Raw genomic sequence first — 21197 nt, 5'->3', positions numbered from 1 at the left:
CACGACCGTCGATGGGGGCAGCACGATGACCGACCCGCACTACCTGACCGCCACCGAGATGTCGCGGCTCCTGCTGTCGAAGCAGGTCAGCGCGGTCGAGCTGGCCGAGGCGCACCTGCGCCGCGTCGAGGAGGTCAACGGCCGGGTCAACGCGATCGTCACCCTGACCCCTGAGCGGGCGCTCGACCAGGCGCGGCGGGCCGACGAGGCGCTGGCCCGGGGCGAGGTGCTCGGCCCGCTGCACGGGCTGCCGGTCGCGCACAAGGACCTGGTCGACACCGCCGGGGTGCGGACCACGTACGGCTCCCGCGTGTTCGCCGACCACGTTCCCACCGAGGACGACCTGCTGGTCCGGAGAGTCCGCGCCGCCGGCGGCGTCATGATCGGCAAGACGAACACGCCGGAGTTCGGCACCGGCTCACACACGGTCAACGACGTGTTCGGCGTCACCCGCAACCCCTACGCCCTGTCCAGGAGCGCGGGCGGCAGCAGCGGGGGCGCCACCGCGGCGCTGGCGTCCGGCATGGTGCCGCTCGCCGACGGCTCGGACATGGGCGGATCACTGCGCAACCCCGCCTCGTTCTGCAACGTCGCCGGGCTGCGCCCGACGCCGGGACGGGTGCCGTCCCTGTCACGGCAGGCGGCCTGGTTCACGCTGAGCGTTCCCGGGCCGATGGCCAGGACGGTCGCCGACCTGGCGCTGTTCATGCGGGCGATCTCCGGCTTCGACCCCTGCTCGCCGTACGCGGTGCGTGAGGACGGCGAGGTGTTCGGCGCGAGCCTGGAGATGGACGTCACCCGCGCCAGGATCGCCTACAGCCCCGACCTCGGCGGCCTGCCGGTGGACCCCGAGACCGCGCGGCTCACCGCCGAGGCGGCCGGGACGCTGTCGGAGATGGGGGCCCGGGTGAAACTGGTCGACCTCGACCTGTCCGACGCCGAGGACGCCTTCCGCGTCCAGCGAGCATGGTTCTACGCGCTCAATTACGGCGACCTGTCCGGCGTCGGCCCCAACGTGGCGTGGAACGTCGAGCGGGGCCGCGAGGTCACCGGTGCCGAGCTCGCCCACGCGGAGCGGCTCCGCACCTCTCTCTACCACCGGATGAACGCGCTCTTCGACGAGCATGACTTCCTGATCGCCCCGGTCAGCCAGGTGCCGCCGTTCCCCGCGGACGACCCGTACGTCACGGAGGTCGCCGGGCAGCCGATGCCGGACTACCTCGCGTGGATGCGGTCCTGCTACTGGATCAGCGTGCTGTCGGCCCCGGCGATGTCGGTGCCGTGCGGGTTCACCTCCGAGGGGCTGCCGGTCGGCCTGCAGATCGTCGGCCGGCCATGGGCCGACCTGGACGTGCTGCGCCTCGGCCTCGCGTTCGAGCGGGCCACCCGCTGTGGCGAACGGCGCCCGCCGCTCTAGCCGGCGTCGGCCGGGCCCGCGTCGGCCTGGGCCGGGTCCTCGGCGGCGCCCTCGCGATAGCTCAGCACGAATTCGAGCACCCAGAACACCCCGGCGGCGAGGAGCGCCCAGATCAGCAGCACCCCGTGCGCGGTGAGGCCGAGGGAGTCGCTGGTCCGCAGCCCGGCCGGCCCGGCGGCCTGGATCGTGGTGCCCACCGCCGTCGATCCGACCTGGGAGGCGACGCACGCGCCGAGCAGCCCGCCTCCGGCCAGGCCGAGCACGGCCCCGACCGGGGCCCGGCGGCGCGCCAGGAAGTACGCCACCGCCCCGGAGGCCAGGCCGAGCGCCCCGGTGACGACGGCGAACCAGCCGTCGGCGGCGATGAGCGTCTGCGACTCGGCGTCGGCGACGAGCGGGCCCGATTCGGTCAGGACGAACCTCGACGTGGGGGCGATCGCCGACCACGCGAACCCGGCCGCCACGCCGAACGCCGTCAGCGCCAGCAGCGTCACCACGAACGTGGTCAGTTCCACTCTCAGATGCCGCACCGTCCCGATGGTACCTACGCGGGACATGGGTGAAACGCGGTTAGTCTTGCCACGTGAGTGAAGAGGTGTGGCACATCGAACCGTCCGGACCGCTGCGCGGCGACGTCGAGGTACGGGGTTCCAAGAACGCGGTCTCCAAACACATGGTCGCGGCCATGCTCGGGACCGGTCCAAGCACGTTGCACAACGCGCCCGAGGTCGGCGAGGTCGGCCTGACCGCGGCCATGCTGGAGGCCCTGGGCATCCACGTGGAGATCTCGCCGGGCGAGATCAAGATCGAGCGGGGCGGCGAGATCCGGCCCCGGGTCCCGGAGGAGTACACCGGGCTCAACCGGATCCCGATCCTGATGCTCGGTCCGCTGCTGCACCTCGCGGGCGAGGCCTTCGTTCCGCTGGTCGGCGGCGACCCGATCGGGCGGCGGCCGGTCAACTTCCACGTGGAGGCGCTGCGCCTCATGGGGGCCGAGGTCGAGGTCGGCGAGACCGGCATCACGGCCAAGGCGACCCGGCTGCGCGGCAACCGGATCACGCTGCCGTACCCCAGCGTCGGCGCCACCGAGACGATCCTGATGAGCGCGGTGCTCGCCGAGGGCAAGACCGTCATCAAGGGCGCGGCGATGGAGCCCGAGGTGGTCGAGCTGGCCCTGTTCCTCCAGCGCATGGGCGCGATGATCGAGATGAGCCCCGACCGGCGCATCGTGATCGAGGGCGTCGAGCGGCTGCGCGGTGCCTCCACCTGGCTCGCCGGCGACCGCATCGAGGCGTTCTCCTACCTGGTGGCCGGGCTGGTCACCGGCGGCGAGGTCCGGGTGCACGGCTGCCCGCAGGACCGGCTGGTCACCGCCATCACCACGCTGGCGCGCATGGGCGCGCGGTTCGACATCACCGACGAGTGGCTGACCGCCTCGGCCCCCGCCGGCCTGCGCGCGGCGGCGGTGCAGACCGACACGCACCCGGGCTTCATGACCGACTGGCAGACCCCGCTCATGGTGCTGTTCACCCGTGCCGACGGCATGTCCGTGCTGCACGAGACCGTCTTCGAGAACCGGCTCGTGTACGTCCCGGCGCTGCAGAGGATGGGCTGCGAGATCGAGGTGTTCGCGCAGTGCCTGGGTGGCCCGGCCTGCCGCTACCACGACAGCAACGCCAAGCACTCGGCCGTCGTGCGGGGCGGCTCCAAGCTGCGCGGGGCCGACGTCACGCTGCCCGACATCCGCGCCGGGTTCTCGGCGGTGCTGGCGGCGGCGGTCGCCGAGGACACCTCGACACTGCGCGGCGTGAACCACATCGAGCGGGGGTACCACCGGCCGTTCGAGCAGTTCAACTCCCTCGGTCTGAAGATCCGCAGGGGGAACTGACCTTCTCCCCGAGCCGAGCCCACCCCGAGTTTTCGCCCGGAATTCGGTAAAAGCCCCGCGCGCCCTCGTTCGGCGCGCGGCGCGCGGTCGTAGTCATTACCGTGTGACGAATCGACTCGCGTACGCCGGCGCGCTCGGAACGGCCGGCGCGCTCGGCGGCGTCCTGATCGCCACCATAGCCCTCCCGCTGGTGGGCGGCGTCGGGCTTGGGGCCAAGGAGGCGGCGAGCAGCTTCACCGCGGAGCTGCCCATCCCACCGGAGGACCCGCTGCCGGAGATGACCCGGGTGCTGGACCGGCACGGCAAGCAGATCGCCCAGTTCTACACGCAGAACCGGGAGTCGGTGCCGATCAACCAGATCGCCCCGGTGATGCGGCACGCGATCATCGCGATCGAGGACGCCCGCTTCTACGAGCACGGCGCCCTCGACGTCCGGGGCACCTTCCGGGCGCTGGTGACGAACGCCCAGGCGGGCGGCGTCCGGCAGGGAGGCTCCTCCCTCACCCAGCAGTTGGTGAAGAACCTCCTGGTCAACCACGCCGAGACCGACCATGAGCGGCAGCTCGCCCGGGTGCAGAACATCGACCGCAAGATCACCGAGTTGCGGTACGCCCTGGCCCTGGAGCGCAAGTACACCAAGGACCAGATCCTCGAGCGCTATCTCAACATCGCGTACTTCGGGGCCGGCGCGTTCGGCGTCCAGGCGGCGGCGCAGCGGTTCTTCGGAGTGGACGCGTCCCGGTTGACGCTGCTCCAGGCGGCGACGCTGGCCGGGGCGGTGCGCGCGCCGTACACCACCGACCCCTCGCTGGGGGCTCCGCAACGGCAGGCGCTGCGCGAGCGGCGCGACCTGGTGCTGGAGCGGATGGAGCAGCTCGGCGTGATCCGCCCGGCCGCGGCGCGGGCGGCCAGGGCCAAGCCACTGCGCCTGAACATGCAGTCGGCCGGCGGCGGCTGCGGCCAGAGCCGTTACCCGTACTTCTGCCTGTACGTGCAGCACGAGATCCTGACGAACCCGGCGTTCGGCTCCACCGCGGCCGACCGGGAGCGGACGCTGCGGCGCGGGGGCCTCGTGCTGCGCACCACCCTCGACCCGGTGGCGCAGCGCTCCGCCGAGCGGGCCATCGCGGCGCGGGTCGCGCCCACCGACCACGAGGTGGCGGCCGAGGCGATGGTCGAGCCCGGCACCGGCCGGATCCGCGCCCTCGCCGCGAGCAAGCACTACGGCAACAACCCCGGCAACCGCAAGAACGGGCCCAGCACCACCTACAACCTGCCGGCCGACCAGGCCCACGGCGGCGGGCAGGGCTTCCAGGCGGGCTCCACGTTCAAGGCGTTCACCTTGGCGACCGCGCTGTCCCAGGGGTGGCGGTTCGGGGAGGGGTTCCGGACGCCGGGCCGGTTCGTCCCCCGCGAGGGGTACACCAACTGTTCCGGCAAGCCGGTGAACGACCCGCGCGCGCGGATCTTCAACGCGGGCGGCGAGGGCACCGGCGGGCCGTACAGCCTGGAGCTGGGCACGTGGAAGTCGGTGAACATCTTCTTCATGAAGCTGGAGCGCCGGGTCGGGTTGTGCAACGTCGTCAAGACCGCGCGCAGGCTCGGGATCGAGCGGGCCGACGGCGCTCCCCTGCGCGAGGTGCCCACCTTCACCCTCGGCGTGAACGAGATGGACCCGACGACCGTGGCCGGTGCCTTCGCCGCCTTCGGGGCCCGCGGGCGGTACTGCCGGCCGGTCGCCATCACGGAGATCGTGGAACGCGACGGCACCCGCGTCCCGGTCCCACCGAGCTGCTCACGGGCGCTGGAACCGCAGGTGGCCGACGCCGTCAACCACGTGCTGCAAGGCGTCTTCACCCGGGGCACGATGCAAGGTCAGTCGATCGGACGGCCGGCCGCGGGCAAGACCGGGACCAACAACGGCTACACCTCGGCGTGGTTCGCCGGGTACACGCCGGACCTGGCCGCCGCCGTCAGCGTCGGCGACATGCGCGGCTCCTATCGGTACCCCCTGACCGGGGTGACGATCGGTGGGGAGTACTACGGATCCGTCCAGGGAGCCTCGCTGCCCGGCCCCATCTGGGTGAAATCCATGATCGGGGCGCTCCGGAAGACCCCGCCGAGCGGGTTCGCCAGGCCGGACTTGGCGAGGTTCGGCGGCGGCTTCACGCCCGGCCTCAAGGAGATGCTGGAGGCCGCGCGCAAGAAGGCGCGGGAGGCCCGCCGCAGGGCGGAGCTCAAGGCGCACGGGCGCCGCGACCGGAACCGGGACCTGCCGGACCTCTTCCAGCTCCTCCGAGGAGCTCAGCAGGCGCTGAACGGCGAGCAGGCGCCGCCGGCCGACCAGCCGGTCCCGGCGCCGCCCGATCCCGCGATCGGAGCGCCCGGCCTGGCCGAGCCGCCACGCCTCATCCCGCGCGGTTAGGTCGTCGAGGGGGAGCTTGAGCACGGCGATCGGGTAGCTCGGCATCAGGTTCTTAAAGCCGGACATCCCGGACGGGTCGACCTTCTCGGCCACCAGCGGTGCGGGGTCCACTCAGGCCCGGGAGCGCTCCTCTTCGGCGAGGTGGAGACCGGCCTCGATCACGGCGTTCATGACCGGGGCGAGCCGCGATTCTCCCAGGCGGGGGGCGCGGTGCGCCATGGCCGCGACCAGGCGGCGCTCCCGCTCCATGTCCCGTCCGGCGAACCCGCCGACCGGCTTGAGCCGCTGCACCGTGCCGGCCAGTGTGGCGCGCCGCTCCAGGACGGTGGCGAGCGCCGCGTCCACCCGGTCGATGGCGGCCCGCGCCCCGGCGACGGTCCGCGGGACCTCCTGCCGTACGAGCGCGGCCAGTACGGTCGCGGCCTCCGTCGCGGCGGCGACGGCGCCCGGCGGCGCGTCCGGCGCGAGCAGCAGGCCGTCGGCCCCGGCCGCGACGACCGCCCCCGCGAGCGCGGCGTCGTGCCCGAGTGCGGCGAGGACCGGGCGGCCCGACCGCTCCCCCGCCGCGCGCATGAGCGCGAGGTCGAGCACCGCGGCCGAGCCGTGCGTACGGCTCCCGCTCTCGCACAGGACCACCTGGTCGTTGCCCTCGGCCACGCAGTAGTCGATGATCGCCAGCCACTCGTCCAGGGTGGCGGCGGGGCCGCGCTGCACGACCATGGGGAGGCCGAGCCCGGCCGCCGCGCGGACCAGCTGGAAGTCCTGCATCCAGGCCGCCCCCACCAGCACGCCGTCCGCACCGGCCGCGACCGCGTCGAGGTCGGCGGCCGAGAACGGCTCGACGAGCAGCGGTCCGCGCCAGCCCGCGCGCGCCTCGGCGATCGCCTCGCCCGCGGACCGGCGGCCGTGGCCCGCGCGCAGGCTGAGCCACCGGGCGTCGTCGCCGCCGATCACCGCGACCGGCAGCCCCTCCCCCACCGCCAGGGCGCCGATCCGTACGGCGGCGCGGTTCTCGGCGCGGGCGGGGGGCCGCGCGGGATGGGACGCGGCGGACTCGGGCGTTGCGGCGGCGGCCTGGGACATGTCGGCTCCTCGGATAGGCCGGCCCCTCGACCGGCTCGTTGACAACGAAAAAGGCAGAGACGCACGTCTCTGCCTTCAGCCGGCTCCGGATGGTCGCTAGATCACGCGCCTGCGACCGGCCCTCCCGGAACCGGCTGCGTAAACGTGAAATAGTGAGCCATGTATCGACCTTACCAGGCACACTCCGCAAGCCGGACCGATCCGTCTCAGATATCGGACGGCCCCTTATCCGGCCGGGTTGATCCCTTTGTCATCCATGGGACGATCTATGCGTCCAGGAGGGGATTTGATGGCGCATGCGGAAGGCCGGCTGGTCGGCGGCCGGTACCACCTGATCGAGCCCATTGGCCGAGGTGGCATGGGAATCGTCTGGCGGGCCCACGACGAGCTACTTGACCGGGTGGTCGCGGTCAAGGAGGTCCGTTACGACAGCGCGATGGGTGACCAGCTCGACGAGCTCAACCGCCGGACCATGCGCGAGGCGCGCGCGGCCGGGCGGCTCACCCATCCGAATGTCGTCGTCGTCCACGACGTCATCGAGGAGGACGACCGGCCCTGGATCATCATGCAGCTCGTCATTTCACGATCTCTCGGACAGGTCATCAGGGAGGATGGGCGGCTCTCCCCCGAGCGGACCACCGAGATCGGGCTGCAGGTCCTGGACGCCCTCAAGGCCGCCCACGCCCAGGGCGTACTCCACCGTGACGTCAAGCCGGAGAACGTGCTGATCACGGACGACGGGCGGGTGGTGCTGACCGACTTCGGCATCGCGCGCCTGGAGGCCGACAACACCATGACCAGGACCGGGCTCATCGGCACGCCCGCGTTCATCGCCCCGGAGCGGCTGCGCGGCGACCCGGCCCAGCGCGAGTCCGACCTGTGGTCGCTCGGCGCCACCCTGTACGCCGCCGTGGAGGGCAAGCCCCCGCACGATCGCGGCATGCCGATGGCGACCATGCACGCGGTGCTCAACGACGCCCCCGCCCCCGCCGTACACGCCGGGGAGTTGCGGGTCGTGCTGGAGCGGCTGCTGGAGAAGGAGCCGGTCGACCGGCCCAGCTACGACGAGACGGCCGAGCTCCTGCGGCGCGGCGCCGCCGGTGCGGCACGGCCGAAGGGCGGGTCCGCCGCGCCGTCGAAGGGGGCCGTCGCGGGCGAGCCCGGGGGCCGCGCCATCCCGGAGACGGGCCAGAGCGGCTGGGACGGCGCGGGGGCGGCCCAGGCCCGGCCGCGGCCGTACGAGCGGGCGGGTTCCGGGGCGGACGACGCGTTGTCGGACGGCGACACCGAGCCGGATCTCCCGCTGCCCCTGCTCGCGGAGGCGGAGCCGGAGAAGCCGGGCGGCAACGCGGCCCGGGGCTCCGGGGCCACGCCCGGCGTGAAGGGGTCTGGGAGCGCGCCGGAATCCACGGGCGCGTCCTCCGCCGGGTCCGGCGCGGCGAAGCCCGCGCAGGAGACCCGGAAGTTCGCCGGCCCCACGCCCGGAACCGCCAAGCCCGGGATCACCACCTCCGGAACGGGCACGCCGGGGACCGGCGCCTCCCGGACGGCGGCCTCGGCCGGAACGGCCGGGAGCGGTCTCAGCGCCGGCGGGGCGGGCTCGTCCGCGCCGGCCGCCGATCGCGGCTCGTTCGAGGCCGCCAAGCCGGCCCGCACGGCACGGTCGTTCCCCGAGACCTCGCCCACGTACTCCGCGCCCGGCGCTACGGAGGCCTCCGGCGCGGGCGGCTCGCTGTTCTCCGCGAGCCCGGGCGCGGCGGCAGGCGGCCAGGAGGCGACCCAGCTCAGCTCGTGGAGCGGCGGGCCGGCCGCCCCGGCCCGGCGTCCGCTGCCAATGCTCCGCGCGGCGCTGGTGATCGTCCCCGCCCTGCTGATCGTCGCGGGCGTGGCCGGCTACATCGGCCTGCGGCAGGCGGAGCAGCAGACCCCTCCGGTGGGCGGCGCGGACCGGAACACCGCCGCTCCCGGGAAGACCTCCACGGACCCCTCACGCCCGGCGACCTCCCCCTCGCCGTCGCAGACTCCCTCGCCCGTGCAGTCCACCGAGATCCCGAAGGGCTGGAAGCGGTACACGGACAAGACGGGCTTCTCGATCGCGCTGCCCAAGGGCTGGAAGGAGTACAACCGGGACAGCGGCAACGTCTACTTCCGGGGCTCCGACCGGAGCCAGTACCTGCAGATCGGCTACACCAGCACCCCCGGAAACGACGCGCTGAAGGACTGGAAGAACCAGGAGAAGACCGCTCGATACAAATTCGGCGGCTACAAGCTCCTCGGCATCAGGAAGGTGGACTACTTCCTGGACGCCGCCGACTGGGAGTTCACCTGGCGGCCCTGGAGCGGCGATGCGCGCGTGATCAACCGCGGTTTCGTCACCGACAAGCACCACGGCTATGCCATTTACTGGAAAACGAAGGTCAAGCGCTGGAAGAAGGACTACCACTACTTCGAGACGTTCACGCGCACGTTCACGCCCGCCAAGTGACGTACCGCACGCCTGCGCCGGCTGGCCCGGCCGGTGGCGCCTGAGGGAGGAGGGGGCGCCGCCGGCCGGGCCAGGTATCTCACCAGGAGGCGGGCTTGCCCTTCTGGAAGGCCCAGACGTCGAAGAAGGCGGTCAGGTCCATGCCCGACGCCTTCTCCGCGCTGCGGATGAACGCGGCCGTGTCCGTGTTGCCGTGCCGGTTCTCGGCGGCCCAGTCCTTGATCAGCTTGAAGAACGCCGTGTCACCGATCTTGCCACGCAGCGCGTGCAGCGTCATCGCACCTCGGTTGTACGGCACGCTGCCGAACATGTCCACCGAGCCGGGGTCGGCCAGCACCGTCTGCCAGAACGACGACGTCGCCGCCCGGCCGTAGTTGCTGGAGTTGTTGAACGTCTGCTGCGCCGTGGCGCCCCCGGTGTGCTCGGTCCAGAGCCAGGTGGCGTACGTCGCGAAGCCCTCGTTGAGCCAGATGTCGGACCACTTGGTCGGCGTCACGCTGTCGCCGTACCACTGGTGCGCCAGCTCGTGCGCCATCGTGCCGACGCTCGGGGCGCTGGAGAAGATCGGCTTCGTTTGGGTCTCCAGGGCGTACCCGACGTTCGGCGCCCGGTCGATGATCGCCCCGGTGGACGAGAACGGGTACGGCCCGAAGACCGAGGAGAAGTACTCGATGATGTCCGGGATCTTGGAGACGGCGCTCGCCGACTGGGTCACCAGGCGCGGGTCCACCGCGGTGTAGATCGGGACCCCGCTCGGGGTGGCCGACTCGGTGACGGTGAAGTTCCCGATCGTCACCGTGGCGAGGTACGTCGCCATCGGCTCCGCCGAGTCCCACACGAAGGTGGTTCTGCCGTTCTCCGTCGTCTGCGAGACCAGGCTGCCGTTGCCGACGGCGGTGATCCCCTCGGGGACGGTCGCGTGGAAGGTGAAGGTCGCCTTGTCCGTCGGGTGGTCGCTGCCGGGGAACCAGGCGGGGGCGCCCTGCGGCTCGCCGGCCACGAACGCGCCGTCGTCGGTGGGCACCCAGCCCTCGAGGGAGCCGTCCGGGTCGGTGATGACCGGCGGCGTCCCGGCGTACTTGACGGTGACCGAGAAGACCTGGCCGGACTTGAGCTTCGGGCGCGGCGTGACGATCAGCTCCTGACCGTCCCGGGTGAACGCGGCCGGGTGCTTGTCCACCTTGAGCTCGCTGATCTCCGGGCCCCGGAAGTCGAGGTTGAACCGGTCCAGGTCCTGGGTCGCGACCGCGGTGATCGTCGTGACGGCGTCCATGTGCCGGGTCGCCGGGTCGTACGCGAAGGCGATGTCGTAGTGCTGTACGTCGAAGCCGCCGTTGCCCTGGTCGGGGAAGTACGGGTCGCCGACGCCCGCCGCACCGGCCGAGTACCGGGGCGCTCCGGGGGCTCCGGGGGCGGCGAGCGCGGGCTGGGCCGCCGGGACGCCGATCAGGGCGCCGGCCGCGACGGCGAGGGCCGCGCCGCTGAGACGGGAGATTCGCATTGAGGGTCCTTCCAGGCGGTTCCGGCCGTTGGGGGGACCGGCCGGAACCGCGCGTACTCGGGGATGCGGGATCAGGACGGTCCTGATCCGGGAGAGGGTGATCGGTCCTCGGGCCGGGATCCCGGCCCGAGGACGGGGGTCAGCCGACGACCGAGCGCAGCGGGATGCCCGCCCCGTTCAGGTCGTGGACCATGTCGCGCAGGAAGGGGTGCTCGTCGGCCGCGAGCCCCTCCGGGTTCGGGATCGTGATGTACGACGACCCGTCCGCGGAGGCCGTCCGCGCGGTGTCGGTGTACGTCCGGACCACGGCCTCGGCCCGGCCCGCGTCGGCGTCGGCGACCTGGATGACGATGGGCCGCCATTCCCCGGCGAGGTCGTCCGCCGGGGCCGCCTTGGCCGCGTCCGCGCGCAGCGCCTCCACCTTGCCGGCCGGCGTCGCCGCGAGCGTCCGCGCGGCCTCGGTGTCAGAGGAGGTCTTCGAGGAGGGAAGGAGCAGCGCGTTGGCGACCAGGTGGATGCCGTTCTCGTTGTACGCGCGGAACAGCGGGTTGTAGGCGAACAGCACGGCGTGCCCGGCGCCGGTGGGCTCGTCCACCAGCGCGACCGAGCCCTTCAGCGCGTCGGCGTTGGTCGTGTAGCCGTTGGACCAGAACGCGCCGTCGGACGGGTAGGTGAGGACGTTCGCGCCGGTGACGCTCGGGTTCAGGATCGGATCACCGTTGTTGAACTGGAAGTCCTCCGCCGGGCGGCCGAGGGCGACCTGGCTCGCGGTGTCCACGTTCACCCGGAAGTGCGAGCCGATGACCTGATATCCCGTCGGCTTGGTCTTCTCGGTGGTGGAGGTCAGCCCCGCCGTCCTGGCGACCCGGGTGCCCTCGTTGCGCAGCCCGACGTACGTGCCGCCCGCGGCCACCCACGCCTTGAGGTTCGCCAGGCCCTGGGCGGTCAGGCCGCCGTTCGCGCTGCTGCCGTCCGGCACCAGCAGGACGCTGCGCTCGGTGAACGCCGGGGTGTTGCCGTTGACGTCCGCGGTCGTGACCGCCTTGACGTCGAGGCCCCAGCGCTCGCCGAGGACGTAGCGCGCCTCGCCGTACGAGCCGGAGGTGGTGGAGACGCCCGTGCCGGCGAACAGGCCGGTGTCGGGCACGCGCAGCGGCGTCCCGGACGCGTCCCCCGCCCGGCCCTCGACCGCCACGCCGTACGAGCGGGCGAGCTTGTCGAGGTCGCCCCGGTTCACCGCGCGGGCGGGCAGGCTGACCACGCCGGTGGCGAGGTCGCGCGAGAGCGCCACGCCCTGGCCGAGGAGGCGGAACGTGAGCTCGGAGGCGGCGGCCGAGTCCATCGGGTAGGAGTAGGAGCCGTTCGCCGGGGCGGCCGAGACGACGCCGCCGTCCATGCCCTTCACCGCGTCGGCCTTCGGCGACAGCGCGTCGCCGGTGGAGACGGTCGCGACGCCCATCAGCAGCGGGTTGCTCCAGGACGACACGTCATAGAAGTAGGGGAACGGCACGTAGGGGTCCTGCGCGATCAGCGCCTGGATCCAGTGCTTCTGCGGCTGGTCCATCGGGATCCAGTACGCCCCGGCCGGTACGGACAGGTTCTTGACCGTGCGGCCGCCGAAGACGTCGGCGTTCGGCACGGTGACCGACTGCTTGAGGCGGTAGACCTCGACGTCCATCGCGCGCAGCCGCTCGACCAGCCGCCGCACGTCGCCGATCTGGCGGTCCGGCAGCAGGAAGTACGACCGTACCTTGACGTCCGGGACCGGGAACTGGACGGTGTTGGTCGGCTGGACGACCTCGTTGGGCTCCAGCGTGCCCGCCTTGCCCTGCTCGATCGCGGTCTGCCAGATCTTGTAGTAGCCGTCCAGGATCTCGCGCCGGTTGGCGGCGGCCCAGCCGGTCGTGGCCCACTGCGTGTTGAACTGCTGCTGCACGCGGTCCTCGACGGCCGAGGCGCTGCCCTTCTCGAACGTCATGCCCGCCGCGCCGAAGCCGGTGGCCGGCACGGTGTCGCCGTACCCCATGTAGAACATGTCGTACGTGGCGTAGTTGAAGTAGCACTCGGTCGTGACCGCGCCGCCACAGGCGCCGTTGTAGCCGAAACCGGCCGCGTTGGCGGCGCCGATGCGGTTGATCCAGTCCACCGGCTGCGCGGCGATCTCGTGGTGGATCGGGTCGGCGTTCGGCGGGAAGAAGTACTGCCGCCCGCCCATCTCGTGCGCGTCCACGAAGACCTGCGCCGGGTACTCCCGGAGCATTTCGATCTTGCCGCCGGTCTCCGGCTGGGTGCGGGCGAACCAGTCCCGGTTGAGGTCGAAGCCGTACTCGTTCTGGCGGCGGTCGGCGTTCCGGCCGTCGGGGTTCTGGGTCGGCATGATGACGGTGACGAGGTTCTCGTTGCGCGTGGCGACGTCGCAGGAGAGGCCGCCGGCCAGCTCGTACAGCGTGCGCAGCGCGGCGTCGGCCCCGCTCTTCTCGCCGCCGTGGACGTTGCCCGCGATCCACACGATGGCCGGGCCGTCCTCGGCGATCCTGGCCGCCTTGTCCGGCCGCAGCGACCTGGGGTCGCGCAGCGAGCGGATCTGCGCGGCGATCTTCTTGAGCTGTCCCGGCACCATGTGGTGGCGGCTGGACACGATGGCGTAGGGCAGTTCCTGGCCGGTGACGCTGTGCGCGACCGTGCCGGTGACCACCCGGTCGGAGGCCCGTCCCACGGCCTCGACGTACGTCTTGATCTCGTCGGTGGTGACCGTGCGGGGCTGGCCCTTGCCGAGCGGGAAGCCGAAGAACTTCTCGGGACTCGGCACCGAGGTGACATGGGCGTTCGGGTCGGAGACGCACTGGTCGCCGCCCGGGTCCGCGTACGCGGCCGGGCTCACCGGAGCGACGAGGGCGGTCAGCGCGAGGGCCGCCACTCCGGCGATCTTTGCATAGGTGGATCTTCCGCACATCGTTGTGCGTAACCGCATGATCTTTTCCTCCGGGGGGTAGAGGGGCTGCTTCTGCGGGTGATGACGCGAAGGAGGGGGTAGTTGCGACGAAAGTGAAAGAGTGAACGAATCGTATAAGTTTGGAATAAAGCGGGCAAGAGATAACAAAGTTGCGATTCGGGACGCCCGAATGGGTGTAAGGGCCGCCTCCCGCCACCGCGCCCCAGCCCTCGTCCGTGACGCCATCCGTCCTGATCATGATCCAGGCGGCGGCCACATCGACCGGCGTTCACTTCGACTGCTGACACGCTCCCGAGCTATGGGACGATTCAGAGGTTTCGAGGAGGGAGCCTGGTGGAGGCGGGGCGTCGTGTGGCGGGCAGGTACCAACTGCTCGAACCCATCGGCCGAGGAGGCATGGGCGTCGTCTGGCACGCTCACGACGAGCTGCTCGCTCGCGCGGTCGCCGTCAAGGAGGTCCTCTACCAGCCGATGAGCGAGGAGGACCGGGCCGCCTTCAACCGCCGGACCGTCCGCGAGGCCCGCGCCGCCGGCCGCATCTCCCACCCCAACGTGATCGTCGTCCACGACGTGATCGAGGAGGACGGCCGTCCCTGGATCATCATGCAGCTGGTCCGCTCCCGCTCCCTCGGCCAGGTGATCCGCGAGCACGGCCCGCTCGGCCCCGAGCGCGTCGCCCACATCGCCCTCCAGGTGCTCGACGCGCTGTGCACCGCGCACGCCGCCGGAGTGCTGCACCGCGACGTCAAGCCGGAAAACGTGCTGATCACGGATGACGGCCGGGTGGTCCTCACCGACTTCGGCATCGCGACCATGCCGGAGGAGGCCGGGCTCACCATGACCGGCGTCGTCACCGGCACCCCCGCGTACCTTCCTCCGGAGCGGCTCAACGGCGATCCCGCCACCCCCGAGTCCGACCTGTGGTCGCTCGGCGCGACGATCTACGCCGCGGTCGAGGGCCGGGCGCCGTTCGACCGGACCTCGTCGATCGCCACCATGGCGGCCGTCCTGCACAACGAGCCCGACCCGGCCCTGCGGGCCGGGCCGCTCGCCCCCGTCATCGAGGGCCTCCTCATCAAGGACCCGGCGCGGCGCATCGACGCCGTCGAGACCGCCGAGCTGCTGCGGGCGGCGGCGTCCGGCACACCGTTACCGGGCGGCGACCGCCACCCGCACCGGGCCGAGCCCTACCCTCCGGCCGGAGGGTCCTCCGCGTCCGGGCCGGCCGCCGTGACCGGGGCGCACGCCCCCTCCCCCGCGGGCGGGGTCCGCCCGTACGCTCCGGGCAACACGCCCGCGCCCTTCGGCGCCGCGACCGGCGTACCGGCCGCCCCGCCAGTCGGCGGGCCCCCGGTGACGGGCGACCATGTCTCCGGCCCCGGCGCCGCGCACGACCCGAACGGCCCCGGCGGCGCGCACACCGCGGCCGCCGTCCAGGAAGGCGCTTCCAGGGCGGGGACGCTTCCGCCGTGGGGCGAGGCGACGACCGGCCATCCGCCGGCTCAGCCGGCCCCGGCACCGGCGTCTCCCCCCGCCCCGCGGCGCTCGACCAGACGGGTGGCCCTGCTCGCCCTCCTGCCCGTGCTGCTGGCCGGCGTCGGCGTCGGCGGCTGGTACGGCTACCGCGCCCTCACCGGCTCCCCCGTCGTGCCGTCACCGTCCCCGACCACACCGACCGAAGCGCCGACCGAAGCGCCGACCGAAACGCCCACCCCGACGTCGTCACCGGCGGCCAGGCTGCCGCGCGGCTGGGCGACGCGCCATGACCCGCTGGGCTTCTCGATCGCGGTCCCCCAGAGCTGGACCGAGGAGCGCACGGCGGCCTCGGTGACCTTCCGTCCCTCCGGGTCCAAGGGCAGCTACCTCAAGGTCGACTTCACGAAGTGGATCGACACCGACGAGGATCCGATGCTCCACCTGCAGCAGCTGGCGGACAATCCGAAGACCACGGCCTCCTTCCCCGGCTACGAGCGCCTCGGCCTGCGTTCCGTGGTCTTCCAGCGGCTCCCCGCCGCCGACTGGGAGTTCACCTGGCAGTCGCAGCAGGGGGCGCTGCACGTGCTCGACCGTTCCTTCGTCACCGCCGACGGGCGCGACGTGGCGATCTACTGGCAGACCTCCGACAGCCGCTGGGAGCAGGAGGGCCAGTCCTACTTCGCCTGGTTCACCAAGACGTTCCGCCCGACGGGCTGACTTTCTCCCCCGTCCTCCCCCGGCGTGCGGCCGCAACGCCCGCCTGACGCAGGTGCCGGGCCGGCGCGGCTCCGTAGGAACCGGTGCACTCCGCATCCGCGTCGACAGCGTGACGCCACCAGCGGAAGACGCAGGACGTCCGAGCGGCGGTCCATCGTTAGATGTACGGTCAAGCTCCTCATTGGGAGCGATCTTCTGGTGGAAGTTGCTCCCTAGCATCGGTCCAGTGAAACGACATGCCATAGCAGGGTTGATCGCGCTCGGCGCGCTCCTCGTGGTGGCCCTTGCCGATGTGACGCCTCCCGCGCCGCGTGCTGACGGGGGCTTCAGTGCCGAGCGCGCGGTGCACCACGTCGAGGACCTGCTGAAGGCGCCGCGTCCCTCCGGAACGGCCGAGCACAACCGGGTGGGGAAGGAATTGGAGCGCCGGTTCCGCGGGCTAGGGCTGAAGACCCGGATGCAGGACGGCATCGGGGTTTTCCCTGCGGACATCGAGGTGCCCACGGTGCCGCTCGGCGCGATGCGGAACATCGTGGCGGTCCTGCCGGGCACCGCGCCCACCGGGCGGGTGGTGCTGGCCGCGCACTACGACTCGGTGCCCGCCGGGCCCGGCGCGTCCGACGACGGGGCGGGCGTGGCCACGCTGCTGGAAATCGCACGACTACTGCCCAGGACGCTGAAGAACGACGTGGTGTTCTTGCTCACCGACGGGGAGGAGCAGGGGCTGCTCGGCGCCGAGGCGTTCGTCCGGTCCGATCCGATGGCCAAGGGCGACGTGGTGGTGCTCAACCACGAGGCGCGCGGGGTGCGCGGTCCCGCGGTGGCGTTCCGCACGTCGGCGGGCAGCGCCCCGCTCATGCGCCTGTACGGCGAGGCCGTACCGCACCCCACGGCCGACTCAGGAACGGCCTCGATCATGAGCGTGCTGCCGAACGACACCGACTTCACCGTGTTCTCCGAGGCCGGATGGCTGGGTCTGGACACCGCGTTCACAGCCGGTGGCGCCTACTACCACTCGCCGCTCGACGACGCCGCGCACCTCTCCCGCGCGAGCCTCCAGCAGATGGGCGACAACTCCTTCGCTCTGACGACGGCACTGGCCCAGACCGACCTCGCGGCGCTTCGGTCGGAAGAGAGCCGGGTCTACTTCAACGTCATGTCGCTGTTCGTCCACTACCCGGGGTTGCTAGAGCCGCTGATCGCCCTGGTCGCGCTCGGCGCGGCGGGACTGCTGGTGGTCGCGCTGCGGCGGCGTGGGCTGGTCACGCTCCCGCAGACGTTCGCAAGGTTCGGGCTCGCGACGGTGCCGGTCGCCGCGGCGGGGGCGGCCGGGCTCGCGTTCTGGCCGTTGCTGGGGGCGCTGCGGCCCGAGTACACGGCCATGTTCACGGGCGATCCCTACTGGCCATGGCTCTACCAGGCGGCGTTGCTGGTCTTCACCAGCGCGATCGTCCTGCTCTGGCACGGCGTGCTCCGTCGTGCCCGCACCCAGCCCCCAACGGCCGACGCCCCTGGCCCATCCGTCCGAGGCGGCGAGCCGGCGGCGGCGGGCGCGCTGCTCTTCGTTGCGCTGCTCGGGGTGGTCTTCGCTCTGCTCGCCCCGGGCAGCTCTCACATCCTGTCGTTCCCGGCGCTCGGGGCCGCTGCGGGCTGGATGGTCTCCCTGCGGACGCGGTGGCGGGTCCTCGCGCTGACTGCCGGCCTGGTCCCCGCTGTGGTCCTTCTCGGCGTGTCCGCGATCGGCATGTTCGACCTCGGACTGAAGATCGGCGGCATCGCGGCGGCGCCCTGTCTCGCACTCTTCCTGCTGCTCGTGCTGCCGTTGGCGGACGTGGTGCTCGCGCGGCGATTCCTGATCCCGTCGGTCGCGGTCGCGGTGTCGGTGGCGTTGGTCGCTGCGGGCCTGGTCGCCGATCCCTTCGACCGGAGCCATCCGCGGCAGGCCAGGCTGGCCTACGCGCTCGACGCTGACCACCGCGCCGCGGCGTGGGGCATGGCCGGGACTGCGGGTACGGCCGTGCCGTGGCTGCGGCGCTACGCCGACGGACAAAGGGCCGACCCACGGACCTTCTTCACCGACGAGGTCGCATACGCCACCGTGGCCCCGGTCGCGTCACTGCGCCCACCGGAGCTGGCCGTGCTCGACGACCGGACCGCGGGGGGACGGCGGACGCTCACCCTGCGCCTCACCCCGACCGGCGCAGCGCCCATCACCGGGCTGCGCACGAGCGGGGAGGTGCTCTCCCTCGCCGTGCAGGGCCGTGATCTGGGCCGCCGTACCGCCTTCGCCTTCCACAACCCGCCGACGTCCGGCCTCGCCGTCACGCTCGTGCTCCGGCCGGGCCCGGTCGAGCTCCGCGCGTTCGAGCAGGACCATGACCTCTCGGTGGTGCCCGGCTACGTGCCGCCGCCCAGCGACACGGTGAACATGCTCCCGGAGACCACCGTCTTCACAACCCGTTCGCTCCTGACGAGCTGACGTGCCCGCGCGGTGCCTCGGGCATCGCCGCGCCCCGGGGCGCACCCGCTCGATCGGCTCCGCCTGCCGCACCCGGCACAAGGCGGCCAACCGAGGAGATCGGGGCGCCAGGCCGAGAGGAACCGGGCCGGACGGCGCGGGTGGGTCAGCTCTCGAAGCCGACGATGTCCAGGCCGCGGGCCAGGTCCTCGGGGTACGGGCTGGTGAACGAGACCCACTCCCCCGTGGACGGGTGCTCGAAGGCCAGCGAGACCGCGTGCAGCCACTGCCGGGTCACGCCGAGCCGCGCGGCCAGCTTGGGGTCGGCGCCGTACATGAGATCGCCCACACAGGGGTGCCGCAGCGCCGACATGTGGACCCTGATCTGGTGCGTACGGCCGGTCTCCAGCTTGATGTCGAGCAGCGACGCAGCGCGGAACGCCTCGACGGTGTCGTAGTGGGTGACCGACTCCTTGCCGCCCGCGACGACGGCGAACCGGCCGTCACCGGAGGGGTGGCGGTCGATGGGCGCGTCCACGGTGCCGCGCAGCGGGTCCATGTGGCCCTGCACGAGGGCGTGGTAGCGCTTCTCGACGGTGCGCTCCTTGAACGCCCGCTTGAGATGGGAGTACGCGAACTCGCTCTTGGCGACCACCATCGCGCCCGTGGTGTTCGCGTCGAGGCGGTGGACGATGCCCTGCCGCTCCGCGGCCCCGCTGGTCGCGACGGTGTGGCCCGCTCCCAGCAGCCCGCCGATCACCGTGGGACCGGTCCAGCCGACCGTCGGGTGCGCGGCCACCCCGATGGGCTTGTCCACGACCACGATGTCGTCGTCCTCGTACAGGATGCCCATGCCGGGCACCGGCTCCGCGACGGGCATCGGCGCGGACGGCGGCGGGGGGATCGTCACGTCGAGCCACGCCCCGGCGTGTACGCGGTCCGACTTGGCGGCGATCGAACCGTCCACGAGCACGTCGCCGGTGGCGATCAGCTCGGCGGCGCGGGTGCGCGAGAAACCGAACAACCGGGCCAGGGCGGCGTCGAGGCGCTCGCCCTCAAGGCCCTCCGGAACCGGAAGGCTGCGCTGTTCACCCATTGGACTTCTCCTCACCGGTCTGCTCGTCGCCCGTCTGCCGCGTGCCGTCCACCTGGTAGCCGCGCCAGGCGAGGAGGACGGCGAGGATGCCGCCGCACACGATCGCCGAGTCAGCGAGGTTGAACACGGGGAAGCGGGTGGCGGGGAAGACCTGGAGGAAGTCGACCACGTGTCCCTGCAGCGGGGCGGGCGCCCGGAAGATCCGGTCGGTCAGGTTGCCGAGCGCGCCGCCGAGCAGCAGGCCCAGCGTGATCGCCCAAGGCAGGCTGCGGAGTTGCCGGGCCGTACGGAGGATGGCGCCGACCACCCCGAGCGCGATCACGGTGAAGACGATCGTCATCCCGGTGCCGATGCTGAACGCGGCACCCGAGTTGCGGATGACGTTCAACAGCAGCACGTCGGGAATGACCTCCACCGGCTCCTCGCCCTCGAGGAAGGCCACGACCAGGGTCTTGGTCACCAGGTCGAGGGCGTACACGAGGACCGCGACCACGCCGAGAAGAGCGATCCTCCGCGCGCGGACGGCGCCGCCGGCGGTCCTCGCGTCGGTCTGGTCGCTCAGCGGCGCTCCTCCCGCTGCTTGCACGCTACGCACAGCGTCGCCCTCGGGAACGCTCGAAGGCGTTCCTTGCCGATCGGCTTGTGGCACGATTCGCACACTCCGTAAGTCCCTGCGGCGATGCGGGCGATCGCCCGCTCGTTCTGCGCGAGCAGGTCGCGCGCATTCAGGGTAAGGGCGATCTCGCGCTCCCGCTCATACGTCTTCGCGCCCGCGTCCGCCGGATCGTCCCCGGCGCCCTCGCTGGCGTCCCCCGACGCGAGCTGCTCCTCGGCGCGGGAGATGTCCGCGATGAGTTCCTCGGTCTCGTGCCTGAGCCGCTCCCGGACCTCGGCGAGCTCTTCTTCGGACCAGGTCGATTCGCTGGTGGCGGGTCTCGCACGCGTCGTCATGAGGGCCTCCCGTTGTAAGGCGCAGTGATCAAACACATGAGCAGTCCGGGCAGCTTAGGTCGCGCAAAACCGCTCGGCAATCGACGCGCCGGGCGTTTTACCTGCCCCATAAGCGAACGTTGCACCCGTTCCTCCGGTGAACGACGTACCCGTCCGGCGAGCGGGCTCCTCCCGCGCGCGGTCCGCGCGCCCGGCCCGCAGGCGTGCGCCGCGCTCCGCGAACCCGTCATCGTTCCCCTCGATCTCCTCAGCCCTGCCCCGGTCTTTCCCCGCGTACGTTTCACTTGCGTCCCATGCGTACGCGAGGCCGGCCGGATGCCCCGCGGCGACAGCCCCGGGAAGCGAAGGCGACGGCCGCGAGGGCCGTCTCCGTCGTCCTTTTCACCCTGTCGTCCTGAGGGCACACCGTGACAACATCGCGGTGTCTCGGTATGTTCCGCCCGAACGGCACGGCCGTACGAAGATCCCCGGGGAAATTGGGGAAGCTGTCATCGGGTCTCTGCGTTATCGTTTTAGTTCGCAAGGCGTTGATGGGGACGAGTACCTCCGTAACCACTCGCAGGAGCGACCCGGGGACGGTGCGAGCCCGGGGCGAGTCACGGAGCGAAAATCACCCCGGAGCCGCCGGAAGAAAGGCGCGAAGCCGAGTAGACCTGGCAGCGACACGAATGAGAGGGCCCGCCCGAGGGGTGGGCCAAGAAGGGTGGTACCGCGGAGCCGGGTCCGGCTTCGTCCCTTCACGCCATG

At 72.0% G+C, this 21197-nt stretch carries 13 protein-coding genes and 1 pseudogene; 6 read left to right on the top strand and 8 right to left on the bottom strand.

All coding sequences use genetic code 11. The features are described from left to right. The first annotated feature begins 25 nt into the window (after positions 1–25). Positions 26–1417, top strand: a complete 1392-nt coding sequence (locus tag AWQ71_RS07190) for an amidase (protein ID WP_067128522.1) — start codon at positions 26–28, stop codon at positions 1415–1417. Here the strand turns inward: AWQ71_RS07190 and AWQ71_RS07185 are convergent. Then, positions 1414–1947: a hypothetical protein gene (locus AWQ71_RS07185; protein WP_157570224.1), complete on the bottom strand. Its 534-nt coding sequence runs from the start codon at positions 1945–1947 to the stop codon at positions 1414–1416. The two genes, AWQ71_RS07190 and AWQ71_RS07185, sit on opposite strands and share 4 nt — an antisense overlap. Positions 1948–2000: 53 nt before the next feature. On the opposite strand from AWQ71_RS07185, the gene murA reads away from it, so the two are divergent. Both murA and AWQ71_RS07175 read left to right on the top strand, forming a co-directional pair. Next, a complete protein-coding gene (gene murA, locus AWQ71_RS07180; protein WP_067128517.1) occupies positions 2001–3305 on the top strand; it encodes a UDP-N-acetylglucosamine 1-carboxyvinyltransferase in 1305 nt (434 codons plus the stop codon). A 103-nt stretch (positions 3306–3408) separates the two neighbouring features. Beyond that, positions 3409–5730, top strand: a complete 2322-nt coding sequence (locus AWQ71_RS07175; protein WP_084258651.1) for a transglycosylase domain-containing protein — start codon at positions 3409–3411, stop codon at positions 5728–5730. A gap of 111 nt (positions 5731–5841) precedes the next feature. Here AWQ71_RS07175 and AWQ71_RS43660 read toward each other — a convergent pair whose 3' ends face one another. Together AWQ71_RS43660 and AWQ71_RS43655 are read right to left on the bottom strand one after the other, a co-directional pair. Then, positions 5842–6141, bottom strand: coding sequence for a chorismate mutase (locus AWQ71_RS43660; RefSeq protein ID WP_067128999.1), 300 nt, complete (start codon positions 6139–6141; stop codon positions 5842–5844). A gap of 165 nt (positions 6142–6306) precedes the next feature. Continuing rightward, positions 6307–6813, bottom strand: a pseudogene (locus tag AWQ71_RS43655) (hypothetical protein); the annotation flags it as partial. Between the two features lie 289 nt (positions 6814–7102). Here AWQ71_RS43655 and AWQ71_RS07165 point away from each other — a divergent pair. Continuing rightward, the gene (locus AWQ71_RS07165) at positions 7103–9298 is read left to right on the top strand and encodes a serine/threonine-protein kinase (protein WP_067128515.1); all 2196 of its coding nucleotides are present in this window, start codon (positions 7103–7105) and stop codon (positions 9296–9298) included. Between the two features lie 79 nt (positions 9299–9377). On the opposite strand, the gene AWQ71_RS07160 is transcribed toward AWQ71_RS07165, so the two are convergent. Both AWQ71_RS07160 and AWQ71_RS07155 read right to left on the bottom strand, forming a co-directional pair. Continuing rightward, positions 9378–10799, bottom strand: a complete 1422-nt coding sequence (locus AWQ71_RS07160) for a M1 family metallopeptidase (protein ID WP_067128512.1) — start codon at positions 10797–10799, stop codon at positions 9378–9380. A gap of 139 nt (positions 10800–10938) precedes the next feature. Then, entirely contained in the window at positions 10939–13770 is a 2832-nt protein-coding gene (locus tag AWQ71_RS07155; protein ID WP_218001689.1) for a M14 family zinc carboxypeptidase, read from the bottom strand. A gap of 315 nt (positions 13771–14085) precedes the next feature. On the opposite strand from AWQ71_RS07155, the gene AWQ71_RS07150 reads away from it, so the two are divergent. Together AWQ71_RS07150 and AWQ71_RS07145 are read left to right on the top strand one after the other, a co-directional pair. Beyond that, on the top strand, positions 14086–15945 hold the full coding sequence (locus tag AWQ71_RS07150; protein WP_157570223.1) for a serine/threonine-protein kinase: 1860 nt from the start codon (positions 14086–14088) through the stop codon (positions 15943–15945). A gap of 226 nt (positions 15946–16171) precedes the next feature. Then, the gene (locus AWQ71_RS07145) at positions 16172–18424 is read left to right on the top strand and encodes a M20/M25/M40 family metallo-hydrolase (RefSeq protein WP_157570222.1); all 2253 of its coding nucleotides are present in this window, start codon (positions 16172–16174) and stop codon (positions 18422–18424) included. 145 nt (positions 18425–18569) lie between these two features. Here the strand turns inward: AWQ71_RS07145 and AWQ71_RS07140 are convergent, their stop codons facing one another. From AWQ71_RS07140 to AWQ71_RS07130, 3 genes are read right to left on the bottom strand one after another with little or no spacing between them, the layout of a single operon-like run. Next, entirely contained in the window at positions 18570–19499 is a 930-nt protein-coding gene (locus AWQ71_RS07140; RefSeq protein ID WP_067128500.1) for an RluA family pseudouridine synthase, read from the bottom strand. Next, positions 19492–20094: a signal peptidase II gene (lspA, locus tag AWQ71_RS07135; protein ID WP_245658149.1), complete on the bottom strand. Its 603-nt coding sequence runs from the start codon at positions 20092–20094 to the stop codon at positions 19492–19494. Before lspA ends, AWQ71_RS07140 begins: the two co-directional genes overlap by 8 nt. Beyond that, positions 20058–20450 (bottom strand): TraR/DksA family transcriptional regulator, encoded by a 393-nt coding sequence (locus tag AWQ71_RS07130; protein ID WP_067128497.1) that lies wholly within the window; start codon positions 20448–20450, stop codon positions 20058–20060. Before AWQ71_RS07130 ends, lspA begins: the two co-directional genes overlap by 37 nt. Positions 20451–21197: the final 747 nt, after the last annotated feature.

The organism is Microtetraspora malaysiensis (assembly GCF_001528665.1).
In the GTDB taxonomy this organism is placed as follows: domain Bacteria; phylum Actinomycetota; class Actinomycetes; order Streptosporangiales; family Streptosporangiaceae; genus Microtetraspora_A; species Microtetraspora_A malaysiensis.
This window is presented reverse-complemented; position numbering and strand designations above follow the sequence as displayed.